Source organism: Granulicella arctica (genome assembly GCF_025685605.1).
Lineage (GTDB): Bacteria > Acidobacteriota > Terriglobia > Terriglobales > Acidobacteriaceae > Edaphobacter > Edaphobacter arcticus.
The window spans coordinates 997,513-1,020,715 of sequence record NZ_JAGTUT010000001.1 but is presented as its reverse complement, the minus strand read 5'-3'; the positions used below and the strand labels follow the sequence as shown (position 1 = coordinate 1,020,715).

At 58.7% G+C, this 23,203-nt stretch carries 24 protein-coding genes and 1 other RNA gene; 12 read left to right on the top strand and 13 right to left on the bottom strand.

The features are described 5' to 3' along the window. Positions 1-72 precede the first annotated feature (72 nt). Positions 73-1,263 (top strand): acyltransferase family protein, encoded by a 1,191-nt coding sequence (locus tag OHL20_RS04235; RefSeq protein WP_263381968.1) that lies wholly within the window; start codon positions 73-75, stop codon positions 1,261-1,263. A 28-nt stretch (positions 1,264-1,291) separates the two neighbouring features. Here OHL20_RS04235 and OHL20_RS04230 read toward each other — a convergent pair whose 3' ends face one another. Further along, positions 1,292-2,227 (bottom strand): alpha/beta hydrolase, encoded by a 936-nt coding sequence (locus tag OHL20_RS04230; RefSeq protein WP_263381967.1) that lies wholly within the window; start codon positions 2,225-2,227, stop codon positions 1,292-1,294. Positions 2,228-2,311: 84 nt separating this feature from the next. Between OHL20_RS04230 and pheT the strand changes: the two genes are divergently transcribed. Genes pheT through OHL20_RS04205 form a run of 5 tightly spaced genes read left to right on the top strand, consistent with a single transcriptional unit; the run spans position 2,312 to position 5,897 of the window. Next, positions 2,312-4,414, top strand: coding sequence for a phenylalanine--tRNA ligase subunit beta (gene pheT / locus OHL20_RS04225; protein ID WP_263381966.1), 2,103 nt, complete (start codon positions 2,312-2,314; stop codon positions 4,412-4,414). A 43-nt stretch (positions 4,415-4,457) separates the two neighbouring features. Further along, complete coding sequence (locus OHL20_RS04220) at positions 4,458-4,841, top strand: VOC family protein (protein WP_263381965.1); 384 nt, start codon at positions 4,458-4,460, stop codon at positions 4,839-4,841. Next, positions 4,838-5,161 (top strand): hypothetical protein, encoded by a 324-nt coding sequence (locus tag OHL20_RS04215; protein WP_263381964.1) that lies wholly within the window; start codon positions 4,838-4,840, stop codon positions 5,159-5,161. The genes OHL20_RS04220 and OHL20_RS04215 overlap by 4 nt, the downstream gene beginning before the upstream one ends. Before the next feature lie 27 nt (positions 5,162-5,188). Then, positions 5,189-5,503: a hypothetical protein gene (locus OHL20_RS04210; RefSeq protein WP_263381963.1), complete on the top strand. Its 315-nt coding sequence runs from the start codon at positions 5,189-5,191 to the stop codon at positions 5,501-5,503. Next, the gene (locus tag OHL20_RS04205; RefSeq protein WP_396271594.1) at positions 5,496-5,897 is read left to right on the top strand and encodes a cell division protein ZapA; all 402 of its coding nucleotides are present in this window, start codon (positions 5,496-5,498) and stop codon (positions 5,895-5,897) included. Before OHL20_RS04210 ends, OHL20_RS04205 begins: the two co-directional genes overlap by 8 nt. 15 nt (positions 5,898-5,912) lie before the next feature. On the opposite strand, the gene OHL20_RS04200 is transcribed toward OHL20_RS04205, so the two are convergent. From OHL20_RS04200 to OHL20_RS04190, 3 genes are all read right to left on the bottom strand, one after another. Next, positions 5,913-6,200 (bottom strand): hypothetical protein, encoded by a 288-nt coding sequence (locus tag OHL20_RS04200; RefSeq protein WP_263381962.1) that lies wholly within the window; start codon positions 6,198-6,200, stop codon positions 5,913-5,915. Between the two features lie 104 nt (positions 6,201-6,304). Next, positions 6,305-6,799 carry a hypothetical protein gene (locus OHL20_RS04195; protein ID WP_263381961.1) on the bottom strand — a complete coding sequence of 165 codons (495 nt, stop codon included), beginning with the start codon at positions 6,797-6,799 and terminating at the stop codon, positions 6,305-6,307. A gap of 43 nt (positions 6,800-6,842) precedes the next feature. After that, the gene (locus OHL20_RS04190) at positions 6,843-8,102 is read right to left on the bottom strand and encodes a PAAR domain-containing protein (protein ID WP_263381960.1); all 1,260 of its coding nucleotides are present in this window, start codon (positions 8,100-8,102) and stop codon (positions 6,843-6,845) included. A 160-nt stretch (positions 8,103-8,262) separates the two neighbouring features. Here OHL20_RS04190 and ssrS point away from each other — a divergent pair. The 5 genes from ssrS to OHL20_RS04165 all read left to right on the top strand — a co-directional run bounded on the left by ssrS (position 8,263) and on the right by OHL20_RS04165 (position 12,289). Continuing rightward, positions 8,263-8,451, top strand: a non-coding RNA gene (gene ssrS, locus OHL20_RS04185) — 6S RNA. A 30-nt stretch (positions 8,452-8,481) separates the two neighbouring features. Beyond that, positions 8,482-9,258: a prolipoprotein diacylglyceryl transferase gene (locus OHL20_RS04180; protein WP_263381959.1), complete on the top strand. Its 777-nt coding sequence runs from the start codon at positions 8,482-8,484 to the stop codon at positions 9,256-9,258. After that, positions 9,248-10,381: an RluA family pseudouridine synthase gene (locus OHL20_RS04175; RefSeq protein ID WP_263381958.1), complete on the top strand. Its 1,134-nt coding sequence runs from the start codon at positions 9,248-9,250 to the stop codon at positions 10,379-10,381. The genes OHL20_RS04180 and OHL20_RS04175 overlap by 11 nt, the downstream gene beginning before the upstream one ends. 10 nt (positions 10,382-10,391) lie before the next feature. Beyond that, positions 10,392-11,486, top strand: a complete 1,095-nt coding sequence (locus tag OHL20_RS04170; RefSeq protein WP_263381957.1) for a VWA domain-containing protein — start codon at positions 10,392-10,394, stop codon at positions 11,484-11,486. 230 nt (positions 11,487-11,716) lie between these two features. Further along, positions 11,717-12,289, top strand: coding sequence for a hypothetical protein (locus tag OHL20_RS04165; RefSeq protein WP_263381956.1), 573 nt, complete (start codon positions 11,717-11,719; stop codon positions 12,287-12,289). A gap of 195 nt (positions 12,290-12,484) precedes the next feature. Here OHL20_RS04165 and add read toward each other — a convergent pair whose 3' ends face one another. The 5 genes from add to OHL20_RS04140 form a co-directional block, all read right to left on the bottom strand. Then, a complete protein-coding gene (gene add, locus OHL20_RS04160) occupies positions 12,485-13,534 on the bottom strand; it encodes an adenosine deaminase (RefSeq protein ID WP_263381955.1) in 1,050 nt (349 codons plus the stop codon). A gap of 41 nt (positions 13,535-13,575) precedes the next feature. Further along, positions 13,576-14,565, bottom strand: coding sequence for a hypothetical protein (locus OHL20_RS04155; RefSeq protein WP_263381954.1), 990 nt, complete (start codon positions 14,563-14,565; stop codon positions 13,576-13,578). Between the two features lie 62 nt (positions 14,566-14,627). Beyond that, complete coding sequence (locus OHL20_RS04150) at positions 14,628-16,136, bottom strand: amino acid permease (protein ID WP_263384946.1); 1,509 nt, start codon at positions 16,134-16,136, stop codon at positions 14,628-14,630. 313 nt (positions 16,137-16,449) lie between these two features. Further along, positions 16,450-16,605 (bottom strand): hypothetical protein, encoded by a 156-nt coding sequence (locus OHL20_RS04145; protein ID WP_263381953.1) that lies wholly within the window; start codon positions 16,603-16,605, stop codon positions 16,450-16,452. Between the two features lie 57 nt (positions 16,606-16,662). After that, positions 16,663-19,422, bottom strand: coding sequence for an ATP-dependent helicase (locus OHL20_RS04140; protein WP_263381952.1), 2,760 nt, complete (start codon positions 19,420-19,422; stop codon positions 16,663-16,665). Positions 19,423-19,764: 342 nt separating this feature from the next. Between OHL20_RS04140 and OHL20_RS04135 the strand changes: the two genes are divergently transcribed. After that, on the top strand, positions 19,765-20,109 hold the full coding sequence (locus tag OHL20_RS04135; RefSeq protein ID WP_263381951.1) for a hypothetical protein: 345 nt from the start codon (positions 19,765-19,767) through the stop codon (positions 20,107-20,109). Positions 20,110-20,231: 122 nt separating this feature from the next. Here the strand turns inward: OHL20_RS04135 and OHL20_RS04130 are convergent, their stop codons facing one another. From OHL20_RS04130 to OHL20_RS04115, 4 genes are all read right to left on the bottom strand, one after another. After that, entirely contained in the window at positions 20,232-21,023 is a 792-nt protein-coding gene (locus OHL20_RS04130; protein ID WP_263381950.1) for a DUF3050 domain-containing protein, read from the bottom strand. Further along, positions 21,020-21,466: a DUF971 domain-containing protein gene (locus OHL20_RS04125; protein WP_263381949.1), complete on the bottom strand. Its 447-nt coding sequence runs from the start codon at positions 21,464-21,466 to the stop codon at positions 21,020-21,022. The genes OHL20_RS04130 and OHL20_RS04125 overlap by 4 nt, the downstream gene beginning before the upstream one ends. Before the next feature lie 13 nt (positions 21,467-21,479). Beyond that, a complete protein-coding gene (locus OHL20_RS04120; protein WP_263381948.1) occupies positions 21,480-22,259 on the bottom strand; it encodes a sulfite exporter TauE/SafE family protein in 780 nt (259 codons plus the stop codon). 107 nt (positions 22,260-22,366) lie between these two features. Next, a complete protein-coding gene (locus OHL20_RS04115; protein WP_263381947.1) occupies positions 22,367-23,167 on the bottom strand; it encodes an ATP-binding cassette domain-containing protein in 801 nt (266 codons plus the stop codon). Between the last annotated feature and the right edge of the window lie 36 nt (positions 23,168-23,203).

Below are 23,203 nucleotides of genomic sequence, written 5' to 3'. Positions count from 1 at the left end.
GTCAAAACTGTTAGTGGGTACGGATCTGATGCCTGGGGCTCCCTTACAAACCATTCAGCGGCGAAGCAGCCTTTGAACAGCATTCGTAATGTCGCAGGACCAAAGCACTATCCTGCATTGGATGGTATTCGCGGACTTGCAATTGCCATGGTCCTCGCTCACCACCTGCTACTCGCAAATGAGCGAACTGGCATTCGCGTCTTCGATTTCCTGTCTGCTGTCGCCCGCGCCGCGTGGGTTGGCGTCGATCTATTTTTTGTCTTGTCCGGCTTCCTGATCACGGGCATTCTGTACGACTCCCTCGACAACGAAGGCTATTTCAGGAAGTTTTATCTCCGGCGGGTACTCCGCATCTTCCCTCTCTACTATGGTGTTTTGTTCATCCTCTTTGCTTTGACTCATCCGCTTCACCTCGACTGGCATGGCAAGCAACTCATCCTTCTGCTCTACCTGCAAAACACCGGTCTCTCCGGGTCGGCCTTCGACTTTATACCCTCGGCTTACATCAACCTGAGTCACTTCTGGTCGCTTGCGGTTGAGGAGCAGTTTTATCTTGTATGGCCCTTCCTGGTGTTTTGGATTCGCGACCGAAGACGCCTCATCATCGCCACGTCCGCTCTTTCCATCGTTGCCCTGCTGCTCCGCACCGTCCTAGCCTATAGAGGGGTCGATCCAGAGTTTATCTACACCTTTACGGCCTGCCGAGCCGACTCGCTCCTGCTGGGCGGTTGCCTGGCGATGCTCATGAGAAGTCGATTGCAGAACGTAGTTCTAAAGGGTGCATGGCCTCTACTACTCGCGGCAATCGCAATAATGAGCACGATCGCTCACTATCAGCATGGGTTGGAATGGCGCGAAGGTCGCCTGATCGAGACGTTTGGCTACACCGTCCTCGCACTGGCCGGCACTGCTCTGATTGCCGAAACATTCCGTGAACGGTCTCTCCTCCGTTCAATGTTTGAAGCGGCACCGTTGCGTTTTCTTGGGAAATACAGCTATGGCATCTACATCTTTCACTACTCAGTAAATGCCTTCTTATGCAACACCTTTCGCGCTCAGATTCTTCACCTTACGCACATAAGAGCGATTTCGGTCGCCGGTTCGGCGTTCCTCGTCATTGCGATCTCGATACTGCTTGCTGTGATCAGCTTCCGCTTCTATGAGAGACCTTTCCTGAAGCTCAAGAAGTTTTTTGAGTACAGTCCGATAGCACCGATGACAATTTCCACACCGATACAGACCGATGCGGCTCACCCGGCATGACCCTCCGAGTTCTATACGGTCGACCGTCTTAAACGCCGCTACCTCTCAGAATGCCGACCGTCTTCAGCCAGTCATCGACCCGATCGGGCCAGGTCGTTACCGGCAACTCTGTCCGACGAAGTCCATATCCGTGCCCTCCCTTCGCATAGACGTGCATCTCCGTCGGAACGCCTGCAGCCTTCAGCGCTGCAAAGTAAGCCGTTGTATTCTCCACATGCACCGGGTCATCCTCCGCCTGTACCAGGAAGGTCGGCGGCGTCTCCTTGGTCACTGGAATATCCGGAGTAAACGCAAACCCCTTCTCCGCGTCCGCCAGGTATCCTGGGTAGACCACTACGGCAAAGTCTGGTCGGCAGCTCACCTGGTCCGCCGCATCGACAGCCGGATACAGCCGCTCGCTATAGTGCGTACTTACTGCCGCTGCGAGATGCCCTCCAGCCGAGAAGCCGAGCACCCCGACGCGCTTCGGGTCGATCTTGAAGTCCGCCGCATGCGCTCGCACCAGCCCCACCGCACGCTGCGCATCCTGTAACGCCGCAGCGGACTTCGGATATGGTCCACTCGCTGGCACCCGATACTTCAGGATCAGGCACGTGATCCCCTTCTTCGTCAGCCAGTCGCACACCTCGACGCCCTCAAGATCGATCGCCAGGATACTGTACCCTCCACCCGGAAACACGATCACCGCCGCGCCCGTGTTCAAACCTTGCGGCGCATACATCGTCAGTGTCGGCACGGCAACATTCGCCAGTTTGATGATCGGACGACCGGCAATCAACTTATCGTCGGGCTTCGTCGTATCCCCCTCCGGCCCGGTGACGGTCTTCGGTCCCGGAGCCCCACCCGGCCACAACGTAATCACCGGATGCTGCGGTCCACCGGACCAGACGCCGGGCTGCTGCGCCACTGCTGTCGTACTCAAAGCCATCGCCGCCACTACAGCCAGAACATTGCCGATTCGCATTCCGCCTCCACAAACTCGCAGCCATCATCGCTGCCGAACGGCCACCGACGCAAGCGCGGCAAAGTACACTGGAAGACGTTCATCATGAAGATACTGACCAATTGGCTCCGCACCTACGTCCCTGACATTGCCGTGGATGATCATCAACTCGCCGAAGACCTCACCCTCCGCGGCATCGCCGTCGAGGGCGTCCATAACCTCGGCCCCGGTAACGGTCACCTCTTTGAGATGGACATCACCACCAACCGCGTCGACGCGATGAACCACTACGGCATCGCCCGTGAAGCCGCGACCATCTACAACCTGCCCCTCGCCTCGCTTCACGCCCAACTCCCAGCGCCCTTGGCCGCGAAGCCGTTTCCAGTCCGCATCGAAGCCGATGCCGAAGCGCTCTGTGGCCGCTTTACAGCCCAGGTCCTGCGCGGCGTCACCATCGCTCCCAGCACCGGTCTCACGGCGGACTACTTCCACCTCCTCGCGCAGAAGCAGATCTCAAACGCGGTCGACGCCTCAAACGTTACCCTGCTCGGCATGGGCCATCCCACCCACGCCTTCGACCTCGACAGGATCGAAGGTGGCATTGTCGTCCGCCTCGCCCACAAGGGCGAGAAGCTCAAGCTCCTGGACGGCACGGATCGTATCCTCGAAGCTGACGACCTCGTAATAGCCGATGAGCAGAAGGCCCTCGGACTAGCTGGCGTCATGGGCGGCTGGGATTCCATGATCACCGCCGATACAAAAAACATTCTCGTCGAAGCCGCATGGTTCGATCAGGCCAGCATCCGCCGGAGCGCCCGTCGCCACGGCCTCCACACCGACGCCTCCCATCGCTTTGAGCGCGGCGCCGACTTCAACGCCGCTCCCATCGCCAATGCCCTCGTTTCGATGCACATCCTGGAATCCGGCGGCACCCTCGAAGGCGACCTCATCGATCTCGTCATCCCAGAAGTCGCTGCAAAGACGGCCTCTCGTCCCGCCATAGAATTGAGCGTCAAAGAGGTCCAGCGGCATCTCGGCACAACCCTCGCGCCCGAGGGCATCACGAAGGAGATTGTCTCCCAGTTCCTTACTGCCCTCGGCTGCACCCTCACCCCGCAGACGGACGACACCTTTGCCGTTCAGCTTCCAAGCTGGCGCCTTGACCTCGAGCGTGAGATCGACCTCATCGAAGAGGTCGCCCGCGTTTACGGTTACAACGGCTTTGCCAATACGCTCCCCGCGCCCGGCATCGTCATCGCTCACCCTGCCGCCGCAAAAGAGGCCGCCGTCCGTAGCCGCCTGCTTGCTCTCGGCTATAGCGAGTCCGTCTCCAGCACCTTCGCCTCGCAGTCCGACAGCGACCTCTTCGCCGCGGCGGGTAAGGGAACGGTCGCGATGGAAAACCCGCTCTCCGAAGAAGCCACGCTGCTTCGTCCCTCCCTCATTCCCGGCATGGTCACGATGCTCGCCCACAATCTCAATCGTGACGTCAAAGAGGTCCGCCTCTTTGAGCAGGGTCAACTCTTCACCGGCAGCACCGATCAAGTCAACGAAGCCGCCGGGCTATCCCTCGGCCTCACCGGCCATGTTTCTCCCGCGCCTCCGCTTCAGAAGGCTGCGGATGCACCCTTCTATGAGCTGAAAGGTGTGGCCGAGTCGCTCTTGAGCCTCTTCGATCTCGGTGGCGATCCTGTCGCCTACAGCACGGAAGTGCCTGTGTGGCTTGAGCCCGGACGCTCCGCAGCCATCTCGCTCGCGGGCAAGCCGATTGGCTTCTTCGGCGAACTCGCTGCCTCGCAGGGCCAGCAGCGCAAGCTTCGCCAGCCGATATTCCTTGCGGAGCTTGATCTGGCGCGGCTGTATGCGATGCCGCTCCGCAAGGTCATCGCGCGCGATCTCTCTCGCTTCCAGACCGTCGAGCGCGACTTCTCCTTCACCATGCCGGACAGCATGCAGTGGCAGACCGTCGTCGACGCGATCCATGCGCTTGGTATCGCCGAACTGCAGCGCCTGACGCCGATCGAGGTCTGGCGCGACAGCAAGAAGTATCCCGGGGTCTACGCGCTCTTGCTGCGTTGCGTATTTCAGTCAGAGGAACGGACCCTCAACGAAGCCGAGTTGACGGGCTGGTGGTCCAGCATCATCACGACCCTTATGGCGCTCGGTGGAACGATTCGCGCGCCCGAAGGAACCTTCCCACGAACGTGAAAAGCAGCTAAGCTGACTCCGGCACGCGAATCGGAGAAATGTCATGCTGAACCAATGCAAGGTCGTCGGCTTCATTCCAACGAAGGACGCCACACGAGCCCACGCTTTCTATGTTGACCTCCTCGGCCTGAAAAAGGTCAGCGAGGATGGCTTCGCCCTCGTCGTCAACGCGAACGGTACCGCCATCCGCATCGTCAGCACAGGCGAGTTCACGCCCGCGCCCTACACCATCCTCGGCTGGGAGGTCCCGGACATCACGAGCGCAGCCGAGACGCTAACTACAAAAGGCGTCGTCTTCGAGCGCTTCGCCTACTTCGAGCAGGATAGCGATGGCATCTGGACGGCTCCCAACGGCTCGCGCGTAGCCTGGTTTCGCGATCCCGATGGCAACACCCTCTCCATCTCGCAGCATCCATCACAGGCGTGACCTTGGACCTGGGCGACGTGGCCTACATGCTCGTTGGTGCTTCAGTCCTGCTTCCGCTCGGCGCCAGGATCGGTGGCAATGGCCAGCTGGCGAAGCGTCTCGACATTCTGCCGCGGATCAGCTTCGGCCTGGTCAGCCTCATCTTCTCCCTCTTGCCGGATTCCACCTTCCAGCAGGGCTTCCACCGCGTCTCAGGAAGCATGAAGCCGCTCTCCGGCTACATCGCTCGCCCTATCTTCATCGTGGTCGGCCTCTTCCTGATCGGCACGGCAATCCGCGCCATCATGACGAAAAATTACGATCTTCCCGATCAAGACTGATCCTCGTCGTTCCAAGATGAATCTCGCGTGAGTCCTCTCTGCATTCGCCCGGTGATTTACATCACGCGCGTTTACACTGTCCTTATGAGTACAGCAGCAATCAGCATCGATGAGTTTCAAGCCCTCGAGCAGAAGGTCCTCCGTGCAGTGGAGATCGTCAAGAGGGAGCGCGAAGCCCGCGCCGCCGCCGAGGCTGAAGTTGCCACCCTGCGCGAGCAGTTAACCGCACAATCCAACGCGTCCGATAGCGCCTCCTCCGCTCTGAAATCACTCGAAAAAGAGCGCGAAGAGATTCGGCAGCGTGTTGAAAAGATGCTCGAGCAGATGGACGAGCTTGTCTAAGACGGGTAGCAGCAAGGAGGGCAATGTGGACGAGACGATCGAGCAGCAGACCATCGAAGCGCCGCAGATTCCGCAATCCATTAACGTCTCCATCTACGACCAGGTCTACCACCTGCGCGGCACCGATCCGAATCACATCGAGCAGTTGGCCGCAATCGTCGATGGCAAAATGCGCGCCGTCTCAGCCCACGGCAACACCGTCGACTCCCTGCGAGTTGCCGTACTCGCAGCGCTTAACATCGCCGATGAGCTTGCCACCCTGCGCGAACGCTACGACACATTAGCCGGAAGCCTCCAGAACACCCAGCACAACCTGCGCGCGCGCGCTGGCACTCTCGTTGGCATGCTCGACGAAGTCCTTAGGGACGACAACGAAATCCGTCGCGCCGGTTAGGTTATGCCTGCTGAATTAAAGCCCTACTTCGCAGGCTTTGGATGCGCCTTCCAGTAGTCTTCGAGAATCTTGAGCATCCTGTCGCGATTCCACAGCTACCCGGTCGTGGAGAAATGCGTGAGACGTTTTTCCATCGTTGGCACCGGCATAGTGTTGTCTCGGATAGGCATGCGCCGAGGCTGCCCAGGCGGCGGTGTAGCGAAAAGCATCGTGATAGTCCAGTGAAGCGCCTTCGTCCATCGCGTGTGCTTGAGCAAGTGCGTTTGTTACAGGCAGCAAGAGGCTAAGAGCAATCGCCAGCACCTGCCATCTTGCTTGAGATCCAACATTCATCGCAAAACTCTACCTGCGTGAATAAAGGAATGAGACCGCCCGATGTCGTAGCTGATAAGTGATATCGCACATAGCTATCTGGCCGGTCTTGGATGTTCCTTCCAATAATTCTCGAGTACCTGGTTCAGTTTCTGCCGATGCCATACATAGGCGGTACGAGCCAGTTCCTTGAGTTTCGCGTCCATCTGATCGGCAGGAAGCGAGCTGTCGTGAACGTCGAGGCGTAGGAAAAGACAGGGGTCCATCCCGGCAGGTTGACGATGCCACTCCAGCGATCGCACGTCGAAGACCCCTCCGGCCGTCTCCTCAGGGTGCTGTCGGGCGATGCCATCGAGCGTCGTCTTGACCTCTGCCCGCTCACCCAGCAGGGGACCCATTGCCATCGCAACGATCGACCAGACATGGAGCGTCCGTTCGCCTCCCTTGTACTCGAACTCAAGCGAACCCAGGGTCCCGTGGAAGTCACTGCCCTCAGTTGCAAGCCGGTGGATATCATCGTGGTCGAACTCGGCCCAGGCGGCAGCATAGCGATACGCGCTATCGTGATCCAGGGAGCCTGTCAGTGTCATCGTGTTCATCCTCGAAGGTGACGCTAGTGCAAGGGAGCCCAGGCTAAGAGCAATCGCAAGTGCGAGCGCCTGCCGACTGCTCCATATGTTTGGTGTAGACGTCTGTGACGCTATGCGGACCAGCAATCGAATCCATCTTGGGCTCATTGATATATCTCGTTGGTGTCACGTCATTGTCGCCGAATGTTTGCTCCGGAAATGATGACTGCGCACCCTTCATGGCTGCAGGAATGGAGTCAGCCGCGTTGTTCAGCTTGGTATACACCGGACCAACCGGCCATCCCTGTTCAGCCGTTCCAAAGGCGGCTACGTTGACGTGGGACAAAGCCTCTTCGGCCTCGGCCTTTGGCATGTTCAGCAGGAGGGAGGACTTCGCGTACGCGATACCTTCCTGCGCCGCCAATCCGCCCCGACTGTGGACGATCAGGTTCAGATCCTGGGGCGGGTTCGCACTTGAAGAATCCGTAACCAGCTTCGCCAATGTCGCTGCCTGCGGAGAGTTGGAGTTCTTCTCAATCTCGTTGACTGCCTGATCCAGGTCGGGCAGCATTCCCTGTGTCGCCCCGTAGACGCCAACAACCTCGGAGCAGGTCTGATTGGCGATCTGCTGCATCGTCGCGCACATCGAGGCACCGTCGCCATAGAGCTTCGTGTTGATTCCATTCGCAAAATAGACCTTTGGAACGGTCGCGCCCGGCGCGCAGGTAGTTGGGCGGATTCCTTTGACCGTTGCCACATCATCCGCTTTACTCGGGCTACACCCGGCACCGATGGCCATCCCATCGAATGGAACCTGCGATGTATCGGGCGTGGAGTGCTTTAGCATGAAGGCTCGAACCGACTTCTTGCCGGCAAGGAACTTCCCCCCCGCTTCGGCCACCTGTTTCGTCGCCGCATCCACAACCTTTGCGGCCACGCTATAGATTGAAGCCACCGCACTATCAAGCCCAAGGCTCGTCATGAGGCCCGCCACTACGCCACCCGCGCCCGCAGCTCCCGGTGAAGGGCTGCCAATCTCCCCGATCATCACAGTGGGCGAACCCATGATAATTACGCCACCATGGGCTGTAAGGTCGCCGAGCCGCGCCGCCGGCAGATAGCCGATCAGCACGCCTGTAGAACCCTTGACAATCACATCGGGAGGCCCCACACAGGTCGCCATCGAAGTCACCGTAGCGGCAGGAAGATAGTTGATCAGCACAGTCGGCTTGCCAGGCGGCAGAATCGGGCCCCCGACATGCGGAACGAGCACCGTCAGCATCGGACAGGTGTGCATATCGGTGATGCGTGCGGCTGGTGGCATAGGGTCAAAAGAGCTTGCGGTCGTTGCGACTTACTATACGTCACGCAGCAGGCCTTCGAAGGTTAAGCCCTCTTTGTAACGAAATGAAAAGTCCACCTCGGCGAAGCAGCCCAAACGCACTTGCAATGCGCCACAGGCATAGGTAGCATCCAACTAGAAAACCGGCCTGCGAAGCAGGTGTGGGGAATTACGCTGGTTGAACCAACATTCATTGAACAGGGACCTAGCTCGTATATATGGTTCGGTGTGCTACGTCCGCCAGTCCGGAAAGCCTAAAGAGCCACGGCGGGGTCCCGCCGTCTTAGGACGGGTTCACCAGCGCCTCACTGCACGGCCCAGCGGGTCGGTTTTTGTTTCACCCTTGGCGTAAACCCTCCGCGTGCATTCTTCCTTCCTTCAGTTCGGGCACTTCCATATCCCCCTGTACGGCCTATGCGCCGCCGTCGGCCTCATGGCTGCCCTTACGCTCTGCCAGATCACCGCGAGACTCGTCAGGCTCAACCCCGCTACTGTCTGGGACGCCGCCCTCGTCATGGTCATAGCCGCCCTCCTCATCTCACGAGCCCTCCTCGTCATCGGAAGCTGGCGCAGCTTTCTCCAGTCACCGCTCCTCGTCCTCGCGCTCCCCTCGCTCAACGACACCGGCATTCTCCTCACCGCGATCGTCACCCTCATCTATCTGCGCATCAAGCGCCTGCCGCTCCTTGGCTTTCTCGACGCCATGGCCCCCTGCTTCGCCCTTGTCTGGGCCTTTCTCAGCCTGGGCGAAATCCTCGCCGGTACCCGCGACGGAATGTCCACGCAGTTCTTCCTCAGCGTGCGCGATGCCGTCTCCGGAAAGGTCCATCCCGTCGAGTTCTACACCCTGATCGTCGGCCTGATGCTCTGCGGCGTCCTCATCCGCCAGCTACCCAAACGCGCAGCCCCCGGCCTTGGCTGTGGCCTCGGTCTGCTCCTCGCCGGCACCGCCATCTTTCTGCTCGATTTCCTTCGTCTTCCCTCCGCGCTCTTTGTGGCTGCTATCCTCGACCCAGTGCAGTGGTTGGGTTTGACGATGATTGTTGTGGGTTTGGCGCTCTTTATCGCGCTCCCCGCCGTCAGGCTGGTCGTCCCACAGAACGAAGCTGCAGAGAAAGAAGTTACCGATGCCCTCTAAGAACATGCTGCCTAAGGGACAGCGCCATCACTCCGTCCGGGCAGAGTACCGCGCCACGCGAGGTGTCGAAGACGCTCCCGAGGTCATCGTGCCCATCCTCGACTTCGAAAATGAGTCTGATGGCGAAATTCAGTTCGAGGACGGCGTCCGCAGCTTCCTTGCTGATCCCGCCGCCGCCGGTCTGCGCCTCGACCAATATCTCGCCCAGGCCATTCCCGATATCAGCCGCGCCCGTGTCCAGATGCTCATCGAAGCCGGACAGGTCCGCGTCGATGGCAGCCCTGCCAAGCCCAAGCAGAAGCTCAAGGGCGGCGAAGCCCTCGAGATTGAAGGCGAGCCCCGCCCCGAGCCGCTCCACGCCGTACCCGAAGACATCCCGCTCGACATCCTCTTTGAAGACAAGTACTTGGCCGTGGTCAACAAGCCTGCCGGCATGATGGTCCACGCAGGCGCTGGTTCGACAGACGACGAACGCAACCGCGGCACCCTCGTCAACGCGCTGCTCTTTCATCTTGGCGCAGGCAAGCTCTCGGACGTCAGCGGCGACCTCCGGCCCGGCATCGTCCACCGTCTGGATAAGCAGACCAGCGGCGCCATCATTGTCGCCAAAGACGACAGTACCCACCGCAAGCTCGGCGACATGTTCTCGCGCCGCATGATCCAGAAGACCTATATTGCCCTCGCCCACGGGCGCATCGCCAAAGACAACACCACCATCAACCTCCCCATCAGCCGCGACGTCATCCGCCGTACCCGCATGACCACGCGCCGCGCCGACGGTCGCACAGCGGTCTCGCACGTTCAGGTTCTCGAGCGCCTTTCCACGCCGTATGGCCCGTTTACGCTGGTCGAAGTCCGCATCGAGACCGGTCGAACCCACCAGATTCGCGTCCATCTCCAGTCGATGGGACACCCCGTAGTCGGCGACACGCTCTACGGCGCTCCGCATCATATTGGTCCCGCGGAGGGCGGCACTTCGCTCCAGCGGAACTTCCTCCACGCGGCGCGTCTTGCCTTTACGCACCCCAAAACCGCCAAGGGCATGGATCTGGATGCCCCACTCCCGGAAGAGTTGACAAGCTTTCTGGAATCATTGCGTACATTGGCGGCCTCGGTTGAGTAGAATCGTTCGAGTGATTGACCACGTTCTTTCTCCCCGCGTCTTCCAGACCCTTGCTGCGCTTGTCCTTGTCTGTAACCTCAATCTTCTCCCCGCTGTAGCACAGGTTCCGGCGCAGCAGCCTGTTGCGCCTTCCTCGCAGACGACGCCTGCAACAGCTACTCCAGCGTTGCCGCCAGCCGCTGCCGGTCAGTCCGGCGCTCCGACCACCCAGCAGACCGCCCCGGCGCAGCAGCCCGATCAGGCCGTTCCATCCTCGGATCAGCCGATCACGACCATCCGCGTCCAGGCAAACGAAGTCAACCTGATCTTCACCGTGACCGACAAGAAGGGCAAGTTCATCACCGGCCTGCAGCGCCAGAACTTCGGCCTGCTCGATGATGGCAAGCCCCCAGTCTCAGTCCTGCGCTTTACCCAGCAGACCAATCTGCCGCTCCGCGTCGGCATCATGCTCGACACCAGCAGCTCGATCCGCCAGCGCTTCCAGTTTGAGCAGGATTCCGCCGTCGAGTTCTTTCTGCAGGTTCTCCACCGCGACGACCGCGCCTTCATCGAAGGCTTCGACATCCAGACCGACGTCGCACAGGGCTTCAGCAACAACGTCGACCTCCTCAATCAAGGTGTTCACAAGCTCCGCCCCGGCGGCGGCACGGCCATGTTCGACGCACTCTATAAGACCTGCCGCGACCAGATGCTTACCCTTCAGAATGAGTTCGCCGTCCGCAAAGCGCTGATCCTGGTCTCAGATGGTGACGACAACTACAGTCGCGCCCTCGAAAGCGACGCTATCAAGATGTGTCAGCGCGCCGAGACCATCGTCTACGCGATCAGCACCAATGTCAGTCCAAGCAAAGATAAAGGTGACGACGTGTTGCGCGAGATCGCCGAGGCGACCGGCGGACAGGCCTTCTACCCCACACGCATCGAAGACGTAGCCGTCGGCTTCCACAACATTGAGGAAGAACTTCGCAGCCAGTACTCCCTTGAATACCGACCAGCAGACTTCAAGCAGGATGGAGCCTTCCGAACGATCTACCTTCAGGCCACCGATCCACGCTACAAGGTTCGCGCCCGTAAGGGATATTTCTCACCGCGTCCTCCCCAGTGATCGAATAAGCGGCCCTGCGCCCGTCTCTGCTCACCAACATCCTGAGCGCAGTCGAAGGACCTGCGGTTGCCCTTTTCGTTCTACCTGTCATTTCCGAAGGGAACCCGCGTCTTTACGGATTGGTGCTAGGCTTCCGGTTCCTCTCCTGCGAAACACCACAGAGAAGCCTCCCCAAATTAAGTAAAACTTCACGCAGGCTTTTGTGTCTAATCCCTCAGGGGACTACTCTGATGAATCTGCGCAACTGCCTCCTCGCTTTGACCCTGATCACAGGCGCGTCCGCCGCCCTCATGGCGCAGCCAGGACCACCCGTCGGCCTGAACCAGAACTTCAGCGCACTCGCCGACCAGCCAGCCACCCACACCTCGTTTAGCTTCGACCGCTCCCTGATGCAGATCGCACAAAACCTCCTAGAGAGCAACGGCATGGACCCGCAGCGCGCAGCTGCAGCCCTTACCGGCATCTCCGTCGATACCTATCACTACCCGCAGCCAGCCTTTTACACCCCCGAGGTCATGGGCTCGATTATCGAGGCCTATCACGCAGCGGGCTGGAAGCACCTCGTCAACGGCAATCAGACACCTGCAAACTCTGCGCAGCCGCACTCCACCTTGACCGACCTCTGGCTCCACTTCAACGGCGGCGACGTCGACGACCTGATGGTCCTCATCCGCGCCCCGCGCGATATGAACGTAATTCAGGTCACCGGCAATCTGCGCCCCCTCGACCTGCTCCACCTCAGCGGACACTTCGGAATCCCCAAGGTCGACCCCAACGCAATCATGGTCCCGGCTCCCCGCTAAGTGCAACAAACAAGGCGTGATCCGCCCCAAGTAATGAGACCCGACCACACTTTGCCCTGCAGAATCGTTATATGCAAGTCGTACATTTTGGACGAAAGTCGTACTGAAGCATACTAATCCGGACCAGGAGTCGTACTAGGTACCCGCTAAGTTATTTGTTTGCAATACTTTGGTACTTCAAGTACGGGGGGTACCCTACCAGCCATAAAGCTCGACCTGGCGAAGCAACTTCAGCTTTCGATCAGGCTGAAGAAAGCTGGCCTCAATCGAATTGGCAGCAAGCTCTCGCATCTGCTCAAGCGTAAAACCATAATTTTCGTATGCCAGAATGTACTCCTCAAGCAGGTTCGACCCGAACATCGGTGGATCGTCGGAGTTGAGCGTCACCATCAATCCAGAGTCGAAGTAGCTCTTCAACGGATGATCTTCGAGCGCAGAACATGATCCAGTTCGCAGATTGCTCGTCACGTTGATCTCCAGCGGAATCTGGCGCTCTGCCAGAACCTCCAGCAACTCGGCGTCATGTTGCGCCGCAAGCGCATGGCCGATTCGTTCCGCCCCAATATTGAGCGCAGCCCAAATACTCGCCGGTCCAGCAACAGGTCCAGTCGATTCGCCCGCATGAGCCAGCAAATGCAGACCAGCAGCTTTGGCCTCTGCATAAAGCTCCCGAAACTGATCCGCAGGTCCGCGCACTTCGTCGCCGCCAATTCCAATCCCGACAATGCTTGGATACTGCTGCCGCATCGACGCAGCCTTGCGAAACACGCGCTCCGCTTCCTCGACGCCAAAGTGGCGAACAGCGTCGATAATCCATAGCACCGAAGTCCCAAACTCATGCTCGGCGCGAAGTCGCCCACGCTCAATCGCCGCGGTAACCTCATCTACATCCAGCCGAGCGAAATGGTAGAGAATCCCAAACGAGATGTAGACCTCCGCATGAACGACGCCCTGATACGCAAGCGCACGAATCATGTCGTAGGTAATCAACTCGTAGTCATCCGCAGTATGCAGACGCTCCGTCACTGCCTTGAAGGACATTAGGAAGCTGGGAAAGTCAGTGTATTGGTAGAGCTGCTCTGCATCGCTAAACGACAGAGGCTGCGGATCATTACGCTGCGAGAGAGCAACCAGCGTCTCAGGCGTAATCGTGCCTTCAAGGTGAAGGTGAAGTTCGGCCTTGGGAAGACCATGCAACCAGACTTTGGGGTCAATCTCGGAGCGCTGTGCAGCCTTCTTTGCCATTGCTCCAGTCTAGCCGTTATGTCTGAGCGAAGCTTCCTGAGCTAGTTCTCCTGAATAAGAACGCCAATCACCTGCTTATCCCGATGACAAGGAGCTCCAACCGGACCATGTTCCGGGAAATTGCCTCCATAGACGAAGGTAGTTCCCGCGCGTGGTCCGCTGGTCGCGTGACACGTGCTGCTCTGCGCAGCAAGTAGCTGCGAGGTCTCAGGCGACATTGGCGTAATTGGACTACCTGCAAGCGCGATAAGACCGCTGTTGCCGATCGAATCCCTGCAGGCTGTTCCGGGCAGAAGCGGCTTGGTGTGACGGATGTTCTCCGTCGATCCAGAGTTCGGCCCTTGATTGAAGGTACACAAGGTAGAGAGAAGCGTAGGCGATGAGTTCGGAGCAACGAGAAACCCCGTGCTCTTCAGCTCGTCACTATGACAGGGACTGCCGACAGGAAGCGCGGTCGGCTGCGCGACAACGGCAGTAACACCCGCATGAGCGCCTTCCTTGAAGAGGCAGACGTTGCTCAGAGCTGTATCAGCGACCTTCGGACCCGCGGGTATCGGAGCCGAAGCCGCGATGAGAACTGGCTGTGCTGACGCGGTAGAGACTTCGTGGGGCCCGGCCTTTTGCGTATGGCCATGAGCCGAGGTGACTGGCGTATTGGGACCGACCAAGATGCCGCTATTGCCCGCAGTATCTTTGCAGGCGCCGCCAACCGAGCCGATCTGGGTCTCCGGAAGCAGGTTCGTATTTCCTGCGAGCGGACCTGTATCGAAGGTGCAGATGCTGCTCATCTCGGTAGACTTCACTGGGTTGATAGCTGCCTTCGCCAAGTCGGTGAGCTCCCGAGCATGAAGCGTGACGCCAATAGTGAGCAGAATGGCGCCGATGCCAAGCGCGGCGATGCGACCGTATTTGCCAGGATCGATATAGGTCTTAATACTGCCGACGACGCCAATACCAATGAGGACAAGACCTGCGAGCATTAATAGGACATCGGGCTGCGCCTTGAAAAGCTCGCTGAGTAGTTCAGTCATGATTTCCCCTGTGACAGTAGAAAATCAGCTTAGCCTGAAGTCTGGTGGAACTCCAGCAAAACTTATGATCGGTAGAATTCGCTGCGTTTACGGCTATAGAAGACGTAGACAAACAGGCCGATAATCAGCCAGACGAAGAAGCGAACCCAGGTGATCGCGGGAAGTCCAGCCATGAGCAGGATGCAAAAGAGGGTACTCAGGATCGGGATAATGGGACCGAACGGTACGCGGAAGCCGCGATGACGCTTCGGATCTTTGGCGCGAAGGACAATGACGCCGATCGAGACAAGGACGAAGGCAAAGAGCGTGCCGATGTTCGACATCTCGGCAAAGGTGCCAACATCGAAGAGGCCCGAAGGAACGGCGACCAGGATTCCGGCAAACCACGTAGCGAATGCAGGAGTGCGATAGCGCGGATGGAGCTTCGAGAAGACGTCGGGAAGAAGCCTGTCGCGGCTCATAGCGAACCAGACGCGAGCCTGTCCAAGCTGGAAGACGAGGATAGAGCTGATCATCCCCACAATGGCACCTAACAGGACGACGAGCCGAACCCAGTGCAGTCGTCCTCCGCCAGGCTGGAGCGAGACACGCTTGAGGGCGTTGACGACGGGCGCTCCATCGCCTGCGACCGAGGCCCACGGAACCATTCCGGTGAGCACGGCAGCTACCCCGATGTAGAGAATGGTGCAGACGATCAGCGTGGCAATAATGCCGATTGGCACATCGCGGCGAGGGTTCTTGCACTCTTCCGAGGCGGTCGAGACGGAGTCGAAGCCGATATAGGTAAAGAAGATGATCGATCCACCAGCAAGAACGCCACTGAAGCCGTTCGGCGAGAACGGGTGATAGTTCGCCGGATGGATGAAGCTGATGCCGAAGAAGATGAAGACGAGGATAGCGACCGTCTTGACCAGCACCATGATGTTGTTGGTGCGCGCGGACTCGCGAATCCCTCGGACGAGAACGACGGTAAGGAGCAGCACAACGACGAAGGCAGGGAAGTCGAAGCCGAAGTGCCAGCCTGCGGGGAAGATGTCTTTACCGGCGAGATCCTGCAAGCCGAGGGGAAGATAGGCCGGCGAGAGCCACTTCGGATCAAGATGGATGTTGAGCCAATCGAGCAGGTCGACGATGTGCGCGGCAAAACCCACTGAGACGCTCATGTTGGAGAAGGCGTACTCGAGGATGAGGTCCCAGCCGATGATCCAGGCGATCAACTCGCCGAGAGTGGCGTAGGTGTAGGTGTACGCCGAGCCAGCGATGGGAATCATGCTGGCTAGTTCGGCATAGCAAAGCCCTGTAAGCGCGCAGACAATGGCGACCAGGACCAGCGATATGGCCAGCGCCGGGCCAGCACCGGGACGACCAGCAACAGCTCCGTGATGCAGGATGAGATCGATGATGGGCGAGGCTGCCCACGTGGCTGTCTTGGAAGGATTGCCGCCGATAGCCGTGCCGATGACCGTGAAGATGCCGGAGCCGATCACAGCACCAATGCCGAGGGCGGTGAGCGAGACGGGGCCCAGGGTTTTCTTGAGTGCGTGCTCCGGCCGCTCTGACTCAGCAATCAGTTTGTCGATCGATTTAGTTGCAAAGATCTGCCTGCCCAGTGCGCGTGCTCCTCAATGATTTTGGGAAGTGCTATGCGTACTATCGCTTACCGAGTGAAAAGGCACAACTATAAAGCGTTTACAGGCTAAGGTGAGAGGCTACAGCGAGACGCAGGTCCGCACGAAAGGCGCGACTGGTGTCTCGTCTTTCGTGCAGACCTTATATTTGGAGAGGTTTGTAGCACGGCATGAAAGCCATGCACTTCCTATCCTGACCGGATAACGGGAGCCCTTCGCGATCCCGTGGGAGTGGAAGGGCCCTGCCGGTCAGCGACTAGCGCTTGCTTGTTCCGCGAGCAGCCTTCTTGATCTTGGCCTTGTTTTCGCCGCGGGCTCCGGTACGTGCTGCCTTCGGTGGTGCTGCCTTGCGTGCGGCGCGCTTGATCTTCTTACGCTCGAGGGTATCGGTGATGCTCTTGGTGTTCGCCATGATGGGTTACAAACTTTCTAAAGAAAATAAACAAAGGATCTTGTTTTTGAGTTCTCGCTACAGACGTTCCAGCTGGGCGAACTTCTCCACCAGCTTCTTCACGCCGTGCTGTTGAAATTGTACTGTAATCTTCGCGTCATCCCCATCTCCTTCTCGCTGAAAGACGGTGCCCTCCCCATATTTCGGATGGCGGACACGAGAACCCTTCTTGAGACCGGTCTTTCCGGTCGGTTCGGGGATGGCGAGTTTGGGCCTTGAAATCTTCTGCCCCCGGGCTGCGAAGAAGCTGGCGATGTTGTCGATCGAGCCTGCAGAGGAGATTGATTTCGAGCCGGGAGCAATGCCAGTCGACGAAAACTTGTTGCCGGACGGCGCGCTGCCGGATGCGGTCTGGTCTTCATCTTCGTAGCTGTAGTGCCGGTCGCCAGCTTCGGCTCCGTCGCGGCCGTAGCGGTTTTTTTGAGGATAAGGAGTCGCATAAGAGGAGCCGGAGAACTGCGGACGGGCTGCGGGGCTGCCAAGATCTTCGATGAGGTGTGCTGGCACCTCTTCGAGGAAGCGGGAGGGAAGACTGGCCTCGGGCATGTCGGAGCCGTAACGGCGGCGATAGCGGGCGCGAGTGATGACGAGGGTATCCATGGCGCGGGTCATGCCGACGTAGCAGAGGCGGCGCTCTTCTTCGAGGCCGGTGGGATCGGTGAGGGTGCGGGAGTGGGGAAAGAGGCCTTCTTCCATGCCGGTCAGGAAGACGAGCGGGAACTCGAGACCCTTGGCGGCGTGGAGGGTCATCAGGGTGACGCGGGCGTCTTCGCTGTAGGAATCTGCGTCGGAGACGAGGGCGGCGTGATCGAGGAAGTCGGCAAGCGTTTCACCGCGTTCCTGAGCGTCCTGTGCGGCGTTGGCGAGTTCCTTGAGGTTCTCGATGCGGGAGAAGGCTTCTGGCGTGGCCTCTGCTTCCAGAGCGCGGATGTAGCCGCTGCGGTCGTTAAGGAACTTGATCAATTCAGGAAGGGTCGCGGCGTCGCCGGGTTTGCGGAACGCGGGTGCTGTGTCCATGAGGATCTCGGCGGCGCGCTCAGGAGTGGAGCGAGCGGAGTTCTTAAGAACTACGGGCGCGAAGGGATTGAAGCTGGTTGCATCGATGTCTTCGGCTACAAAGCCATGTGCAGCGTCGGAGTCCGTGGCGTTCTCGGGAGTGATGGTGGAGATTTCCTCGCTTGGACCGAAGTCGAAGCCGAAGTTGAAGCTGGTGTCAAAGGAGGCGTTGGCGTCATTTGCTGTGGTGACCGTCGCAAAGTCGTTCGGGTCGAAGTTCGTGTCATCGTCGGAAGCGTCTTCAGCTACGGCATCCAGAGGTGAGCCTGCGTCCTCGGCTAATTTCTCGGCGAAGTCAGGGCCGAGCATGGCGCGGGCATCGTTGATGAGGCGACGGAAGCCTTCAAGGGCGATGAGTGCGCGTTGCGGTAACAATTTGTCTTCGATGGCGCGGCCGATGGCGTCCCATGTGCTCATGCCGCTGGTGAGGGCCATGCGCTCTAGGGTTTCCATGGTGGTCTTGCCAATGCCGCGCGGTGGTGAGTTTACGGAGCGCGACAAGGCTATCGAGTCGTGGACGTTTTGGACCAGCTTGAGATAGCTGAGGATGTCTTTAACTTCCGCGCGGTCGTAGAAGGAGAAACCGCCGACCATGTGATATTTGACCTGGTAGCGGCGCAGGGCTTCTTCGACGAGCCGCGACTGCGAGTTGGTGCGGTAGAGGACGGCACAGCGAGGTTGGTCCTCTGTCTGGCCGGCTGCCCGGAGATATTTGTTGATGCGATCGGCGATGAAAAGCGCTTCATTCTCACCGTCGGGAGCCTCGTAGTAGCCGATGAGTGAGCCGCCTTCGCGGGTGGTGAAGAGGTTCTTGCCTTTGCGCTGGAGATTATGCGCAACGACGGCGGATGCGCCTTCGAGGATCATGGCCGTCGAGCGGTAGTTCTGCTCGAGGCGGATGACGCGGACCTCGGGAAAGTCTTTTTCGAACTCGAGGATGTTCTTGATGTCGGCGCCACGCCAGCTATAGATAGATTGGTCTTCGTCGCCGACGACACAGACGTTGTGATGGGTGCCGGCGAGGAGCTTCATGAGTTCGTACTGGGGCCGGTTGGTGTCCTGATACTCGTCGATCATGACGTACTGGTAGCGACGGTTGTACTTCTCGCGGACCTCGCCCGACGACTTGAGAAGGCGAACGGTTTCGAGGAGGAGGTCGTCGAAGTCGAGAGCGTTGGCCTTAAAGAGTTCTTTACGATAGATCTCGAAGATGTGGGCGATCTTCTCTTCGAGCGGATTGGTCGAGGCGAGGAAGTACTCCTGCGGGTCGATCATGTGATTCTTGGCCCAGGAGATGCGGCCTAGAGCAACGCGTGGCTTGAGTTGTTTGTCGTCGATAGCGAGGCGCTTAAGAGCCTGCTTGACTACGGCCTGCTGATCGGTCTCGTCGTAGATGGCGAAGCTCCTGGTGAGGCCAACACCGTTAATCTTCATGGCTTCAATATCGCGGCGGAGGACTCGGACGCAGAAGCTGTGGAAGGTGGAGAGCATGGGGCGGGCGAGCGAACTGTGGCCGAGGATCTTCTCGACACGCTCAGCCATCTCCTTCGCAGCTTTGTTGGTGAAGGTGACGGCGAGGATGGAGTCCGCGGGGACGCCGCGCTCCTCGATAAGGTAGGCGATGCGATGGGTGACAACGCGGGTCTTGCCCGAGCCTGCGCCTGCGAGAAGGAGGACAGGGCCGTCTACGGCCTGGATTCCCTCCTGTTGCTGCGGATTCATATTTTCAAGAAGATGATGCACTTGTGGTTAACGCCCCGGCTTCTATTTTATCGTCCTGCGCCGTAGCAGTTTGTGCCGTCTATCCACAGATTGGAAAAGCGGCAAAGATGCGATCGATACGATGACTGGATAGGAAAGCCGATGACGTTGAGCACGAGTATTGGGAAGCAAGATGGCGTAAATATTTTTGAATTGTTACATCTCAATAACAAGGATATTTTTGAAATCTTTCTGCTGAAATATGGAACCGCTGCAGAACGTATTGCGTAAGTCTTTTCAACGACGAGCTTCCTGAACCATGGCAGTGATTCCCGTCGAAATAATGAAGTATCGGGAGCTGTTATGAACATGAAGATCCGTAGCGCTGTTGCTGTTTCCGTGGCCCTGATCGGGCTGAGTGCGTCCACCGCTATGTATGCTGCTTCGACGAGCATGCCTGTGCCTGTGCATGCGATGTTTTCAAAGACCAAGACGATTACGGTAAACCTTCGCAATGACTCTGCCGTAGCTATGGAGTTGAAGGTTGGTGAGGACGTGTTGACGATTGAAGCTGGCAAGACCGTTGCAGTGAAGGTGCCGGTAGGCACGCGAATCACGGCAAACGCTGCAACCCCGATGCATTCGGCGGGTGATCTGGTGTCTCAAGTATCAAGTGAACTGAACGGCGCTACATTGGGAATCAAGTAGACCATCTGTGTCGTAGCGTTGACATATCAACCGGGCATCTTGTGCCGGACGTCGCTTGGGGAAGCGACGTCCGGCACAAGATGCCTACTTGCGATACTCGAGGGACGATTCAAATTTTGGAGCTAGTGAGCGACTGAGGCGCTCCCCTGGGGCAAGAGGTTTGCGATGCCGTCCCAAAGGGAGATGCGTGCGGTAATTGCGAAGGAAGCAGCTTCGGTTGCCTCATGCCATTTGATCGGATCGTCGCCGCAGAGTTGGCTCACCATGCGGAGCGCCATGGGTCCATGCTCTTCGCCATCTACCTCAATATGCCGCTCGATATACCAGCGCATGGTCGAAAGTTGGCCGCCAAGCATCTCATCCTGGTCGCGGAGGAAACCCCGAAACATGTCGGGTATAAGGTCTTCGCGGCCAAAGGTGAAGGCTGCAGCGATAGCGTGGAGCTTTCCTGCTTCGATGACGGAGAAGGTAGATTCGACGAAGCGACGCGCGGGCTCGGGCGCGTTACAGGCGCTTAGAGCGCGGGGCCACGATGTGCCGCGAACGATAGCGGCGAGGAAGCTGTCGATAGCGGAGGTGTCTGCGCCGCACTGCTGCATGGCCATGCGGTATAGCTCGAAGTGGCTAAGAGGCTGTCCTTCGAAGAGGTCGCTTTCTTCACCGAAGACAATCTCGTTGATGAGGCGGCGACTTTCGGCGAGGGCACTCGGACGCCATGGCACGTCGACGCAGGTGATGCCGCGCTGCAGGGTCTTAAGGAGGCACATGAAGTCCCATACCGCGAAGACGTGCGACTCCATGAAGGTGCGGAGATCGTCGATGCTGTCGAAACTGCGATAAAGGTGGTGCTGACCCAGTTGCTGGGTGAGCGGTAGGATTTGCTGTTCGAGGGCCTGTAACTGGGGCGATATCATCTAGTAACTCCGAGGGGTACACATTCTGCACACAGACAGACGCGGCGCAGATAGTCCCATGAATAGATGCCACTCTCATGACCGTCGGACCACTTGAAGCGGAGCGCATACTTGCCAACTGGCGTGATCTCAACAGGACGAGCGGGCGCTTCGTACAGGGGCAATAGTGTGATCGGCTGGGGCTTTGGGACCCCTGGTGCACGATCACTCTTTTCTCGCTCGTCGTGACAGGTAGCGCAGGGGCAGGCGTTGCGTAGCCATGCGAAGTTCCAGGCGCTCTTGTGGCCGTCGCGCCAGTCGATCTCCATGCCGGTGCCCTCGGTCTTGTGGACGCGGACCTTCTGCGGCGTCACAGCGTCGGTGGTAAGCTTCTGTTTCGACTCAAAGAGAGCGGCGCGCCTGGCCTCATTCTCGCTGACGATACGGATTCCTTCGTGACTCATAATGTTCCTTTACTTAGGGCTGCCGCCAGAAGAAATAACCGGCCATGACGCAGCCGGTGACGACGACAATGATGCGTAGGATGTTCGAGTTCATGCGGCGAGCATAATGTGCGCCAATGTAGCCGCCTGCCGCTGCGAAGACCATCGAGATGAGGCAGTAGTGCCAGAGGACGGCTCCGCTGACGATGAAGGTGAGGACGGCGCAGAGATTTGAGAGGCAGGCGGCGAGGACCTTCAATGAGTTGAGCTGGTGCATCTCTTCCACGCCGAAGAGCGCAAGGGCGCTCATGATGAGGAAGCCGGCGCCGGCGCCAAAATAGCCGATGTAGAAGCAGACGGGAAGCAAAATGCAGAAGAGCGGCAGGAGGGCCGGGGTCTTTTGCTTCTGTGGGTGCAAAGAGCGCGAACGGAGCCAAGTGGAGATAGGACCGCTGATCCCGAATAGCAGGGAGGCGCTGAGAAGCATCCACGGCAGGACGTGAAGGAAGGTGATTTGCTTCGTGCGGAGAAGGACGATTGCGCCGCTGACTCCACCCAGGATTGACGTAACGATGATGGTGGGGAGGAGGTCGCGGCGAAGGTCGTTGCGGAGCTTGGCTACCGAGGTGAGTTGGCCCGGCCAGAGCGCTACCGTGTTGGTGGCGTTCGCGGCGATCGGGAGGATGCCCATCGCCATCATGGCAGGAAATGAGACGAAGGAGCCTCCGCCAGCCATGGCGTTCATGACGCCAGCAATGAACGAGGCTGTGACCAGCCAGGCGAACTGCCACTGCGTGCTGAGAGCAAGATGCATGCTCACTTCATTGTAGTGGCTGCGGTGAAGGATGAAGAATTAGCGTGGATGATGCGGAATGGAAGGAACTAGAAGGATTAGCGCATCTTTGATCGCATTTGGTCGTGTCAACCGTGGTTAGCCGTTGGTGTAGGAAGTTCCGGTGTGGCAGCTATGAGTTGTTGGGTGTAAGGATTGGTGGGAGTGGCGCAGACTTGTTCCGTGGCGCCGATTTCAACGAGTTTGCCGTGATGGAGGACGGCTACCCGGTCGCACAAATAGCGGACGAGCGGCATCGAGTGCGAAATAAAGAGGTAGGTGAGGCCGAACTCGCCCTGTAGATTGCGGAGGAGATTGATCACTTGTGCTCCGACGCTGACGTCGAGGGCGCTTACCGGCTCGTCGAGGACGAGAAAGCTTGGACGCAGGGCGAGAGCGCGAGCGATGTTGATGCGCTGGCGCTGCCCACCACTGAACTCATGCGGGTAGCGGTCAAGCGCTGTGGACTCAAGGCCAACGGCGGTGAGGAGTTCGAGGAGGCGAGTTGGTTCAAAGTGCTCCTTGTGAATAGCAAAGGGCTCTGCGAGGATCTGTCGAACGCTCATGCGCGGGTTGAGTGCGGCGTAAGGGTCCTGAAAGACGATCTGCATCTGGCGGCGGAGGGTACGCATGCGGCGTGCGTTGGCAGTCAGAAGGTCCTCTCCGGCGAAGTGGATGGTGCCTGAGGTGGTCTCGATAAGGCGCAGGATCATGCGGGCGATCGTGCTTTTTCCGGAGCCTGACTCGCCCACAAGTCCGAGGGTTTCTCCTATGCGGATGTCGAATGAGACATTGTCTACGACACGGGTTATGCCGCGATCACCGTCGTATTCCTTCACAAGTTCGCGGACTTGAAGGAGGGTGTCTCCTGGTTGCTGCTCCGGCTGCATAGGCGGATAGTAGCATCCGCCACGGTGTTCCTCAGA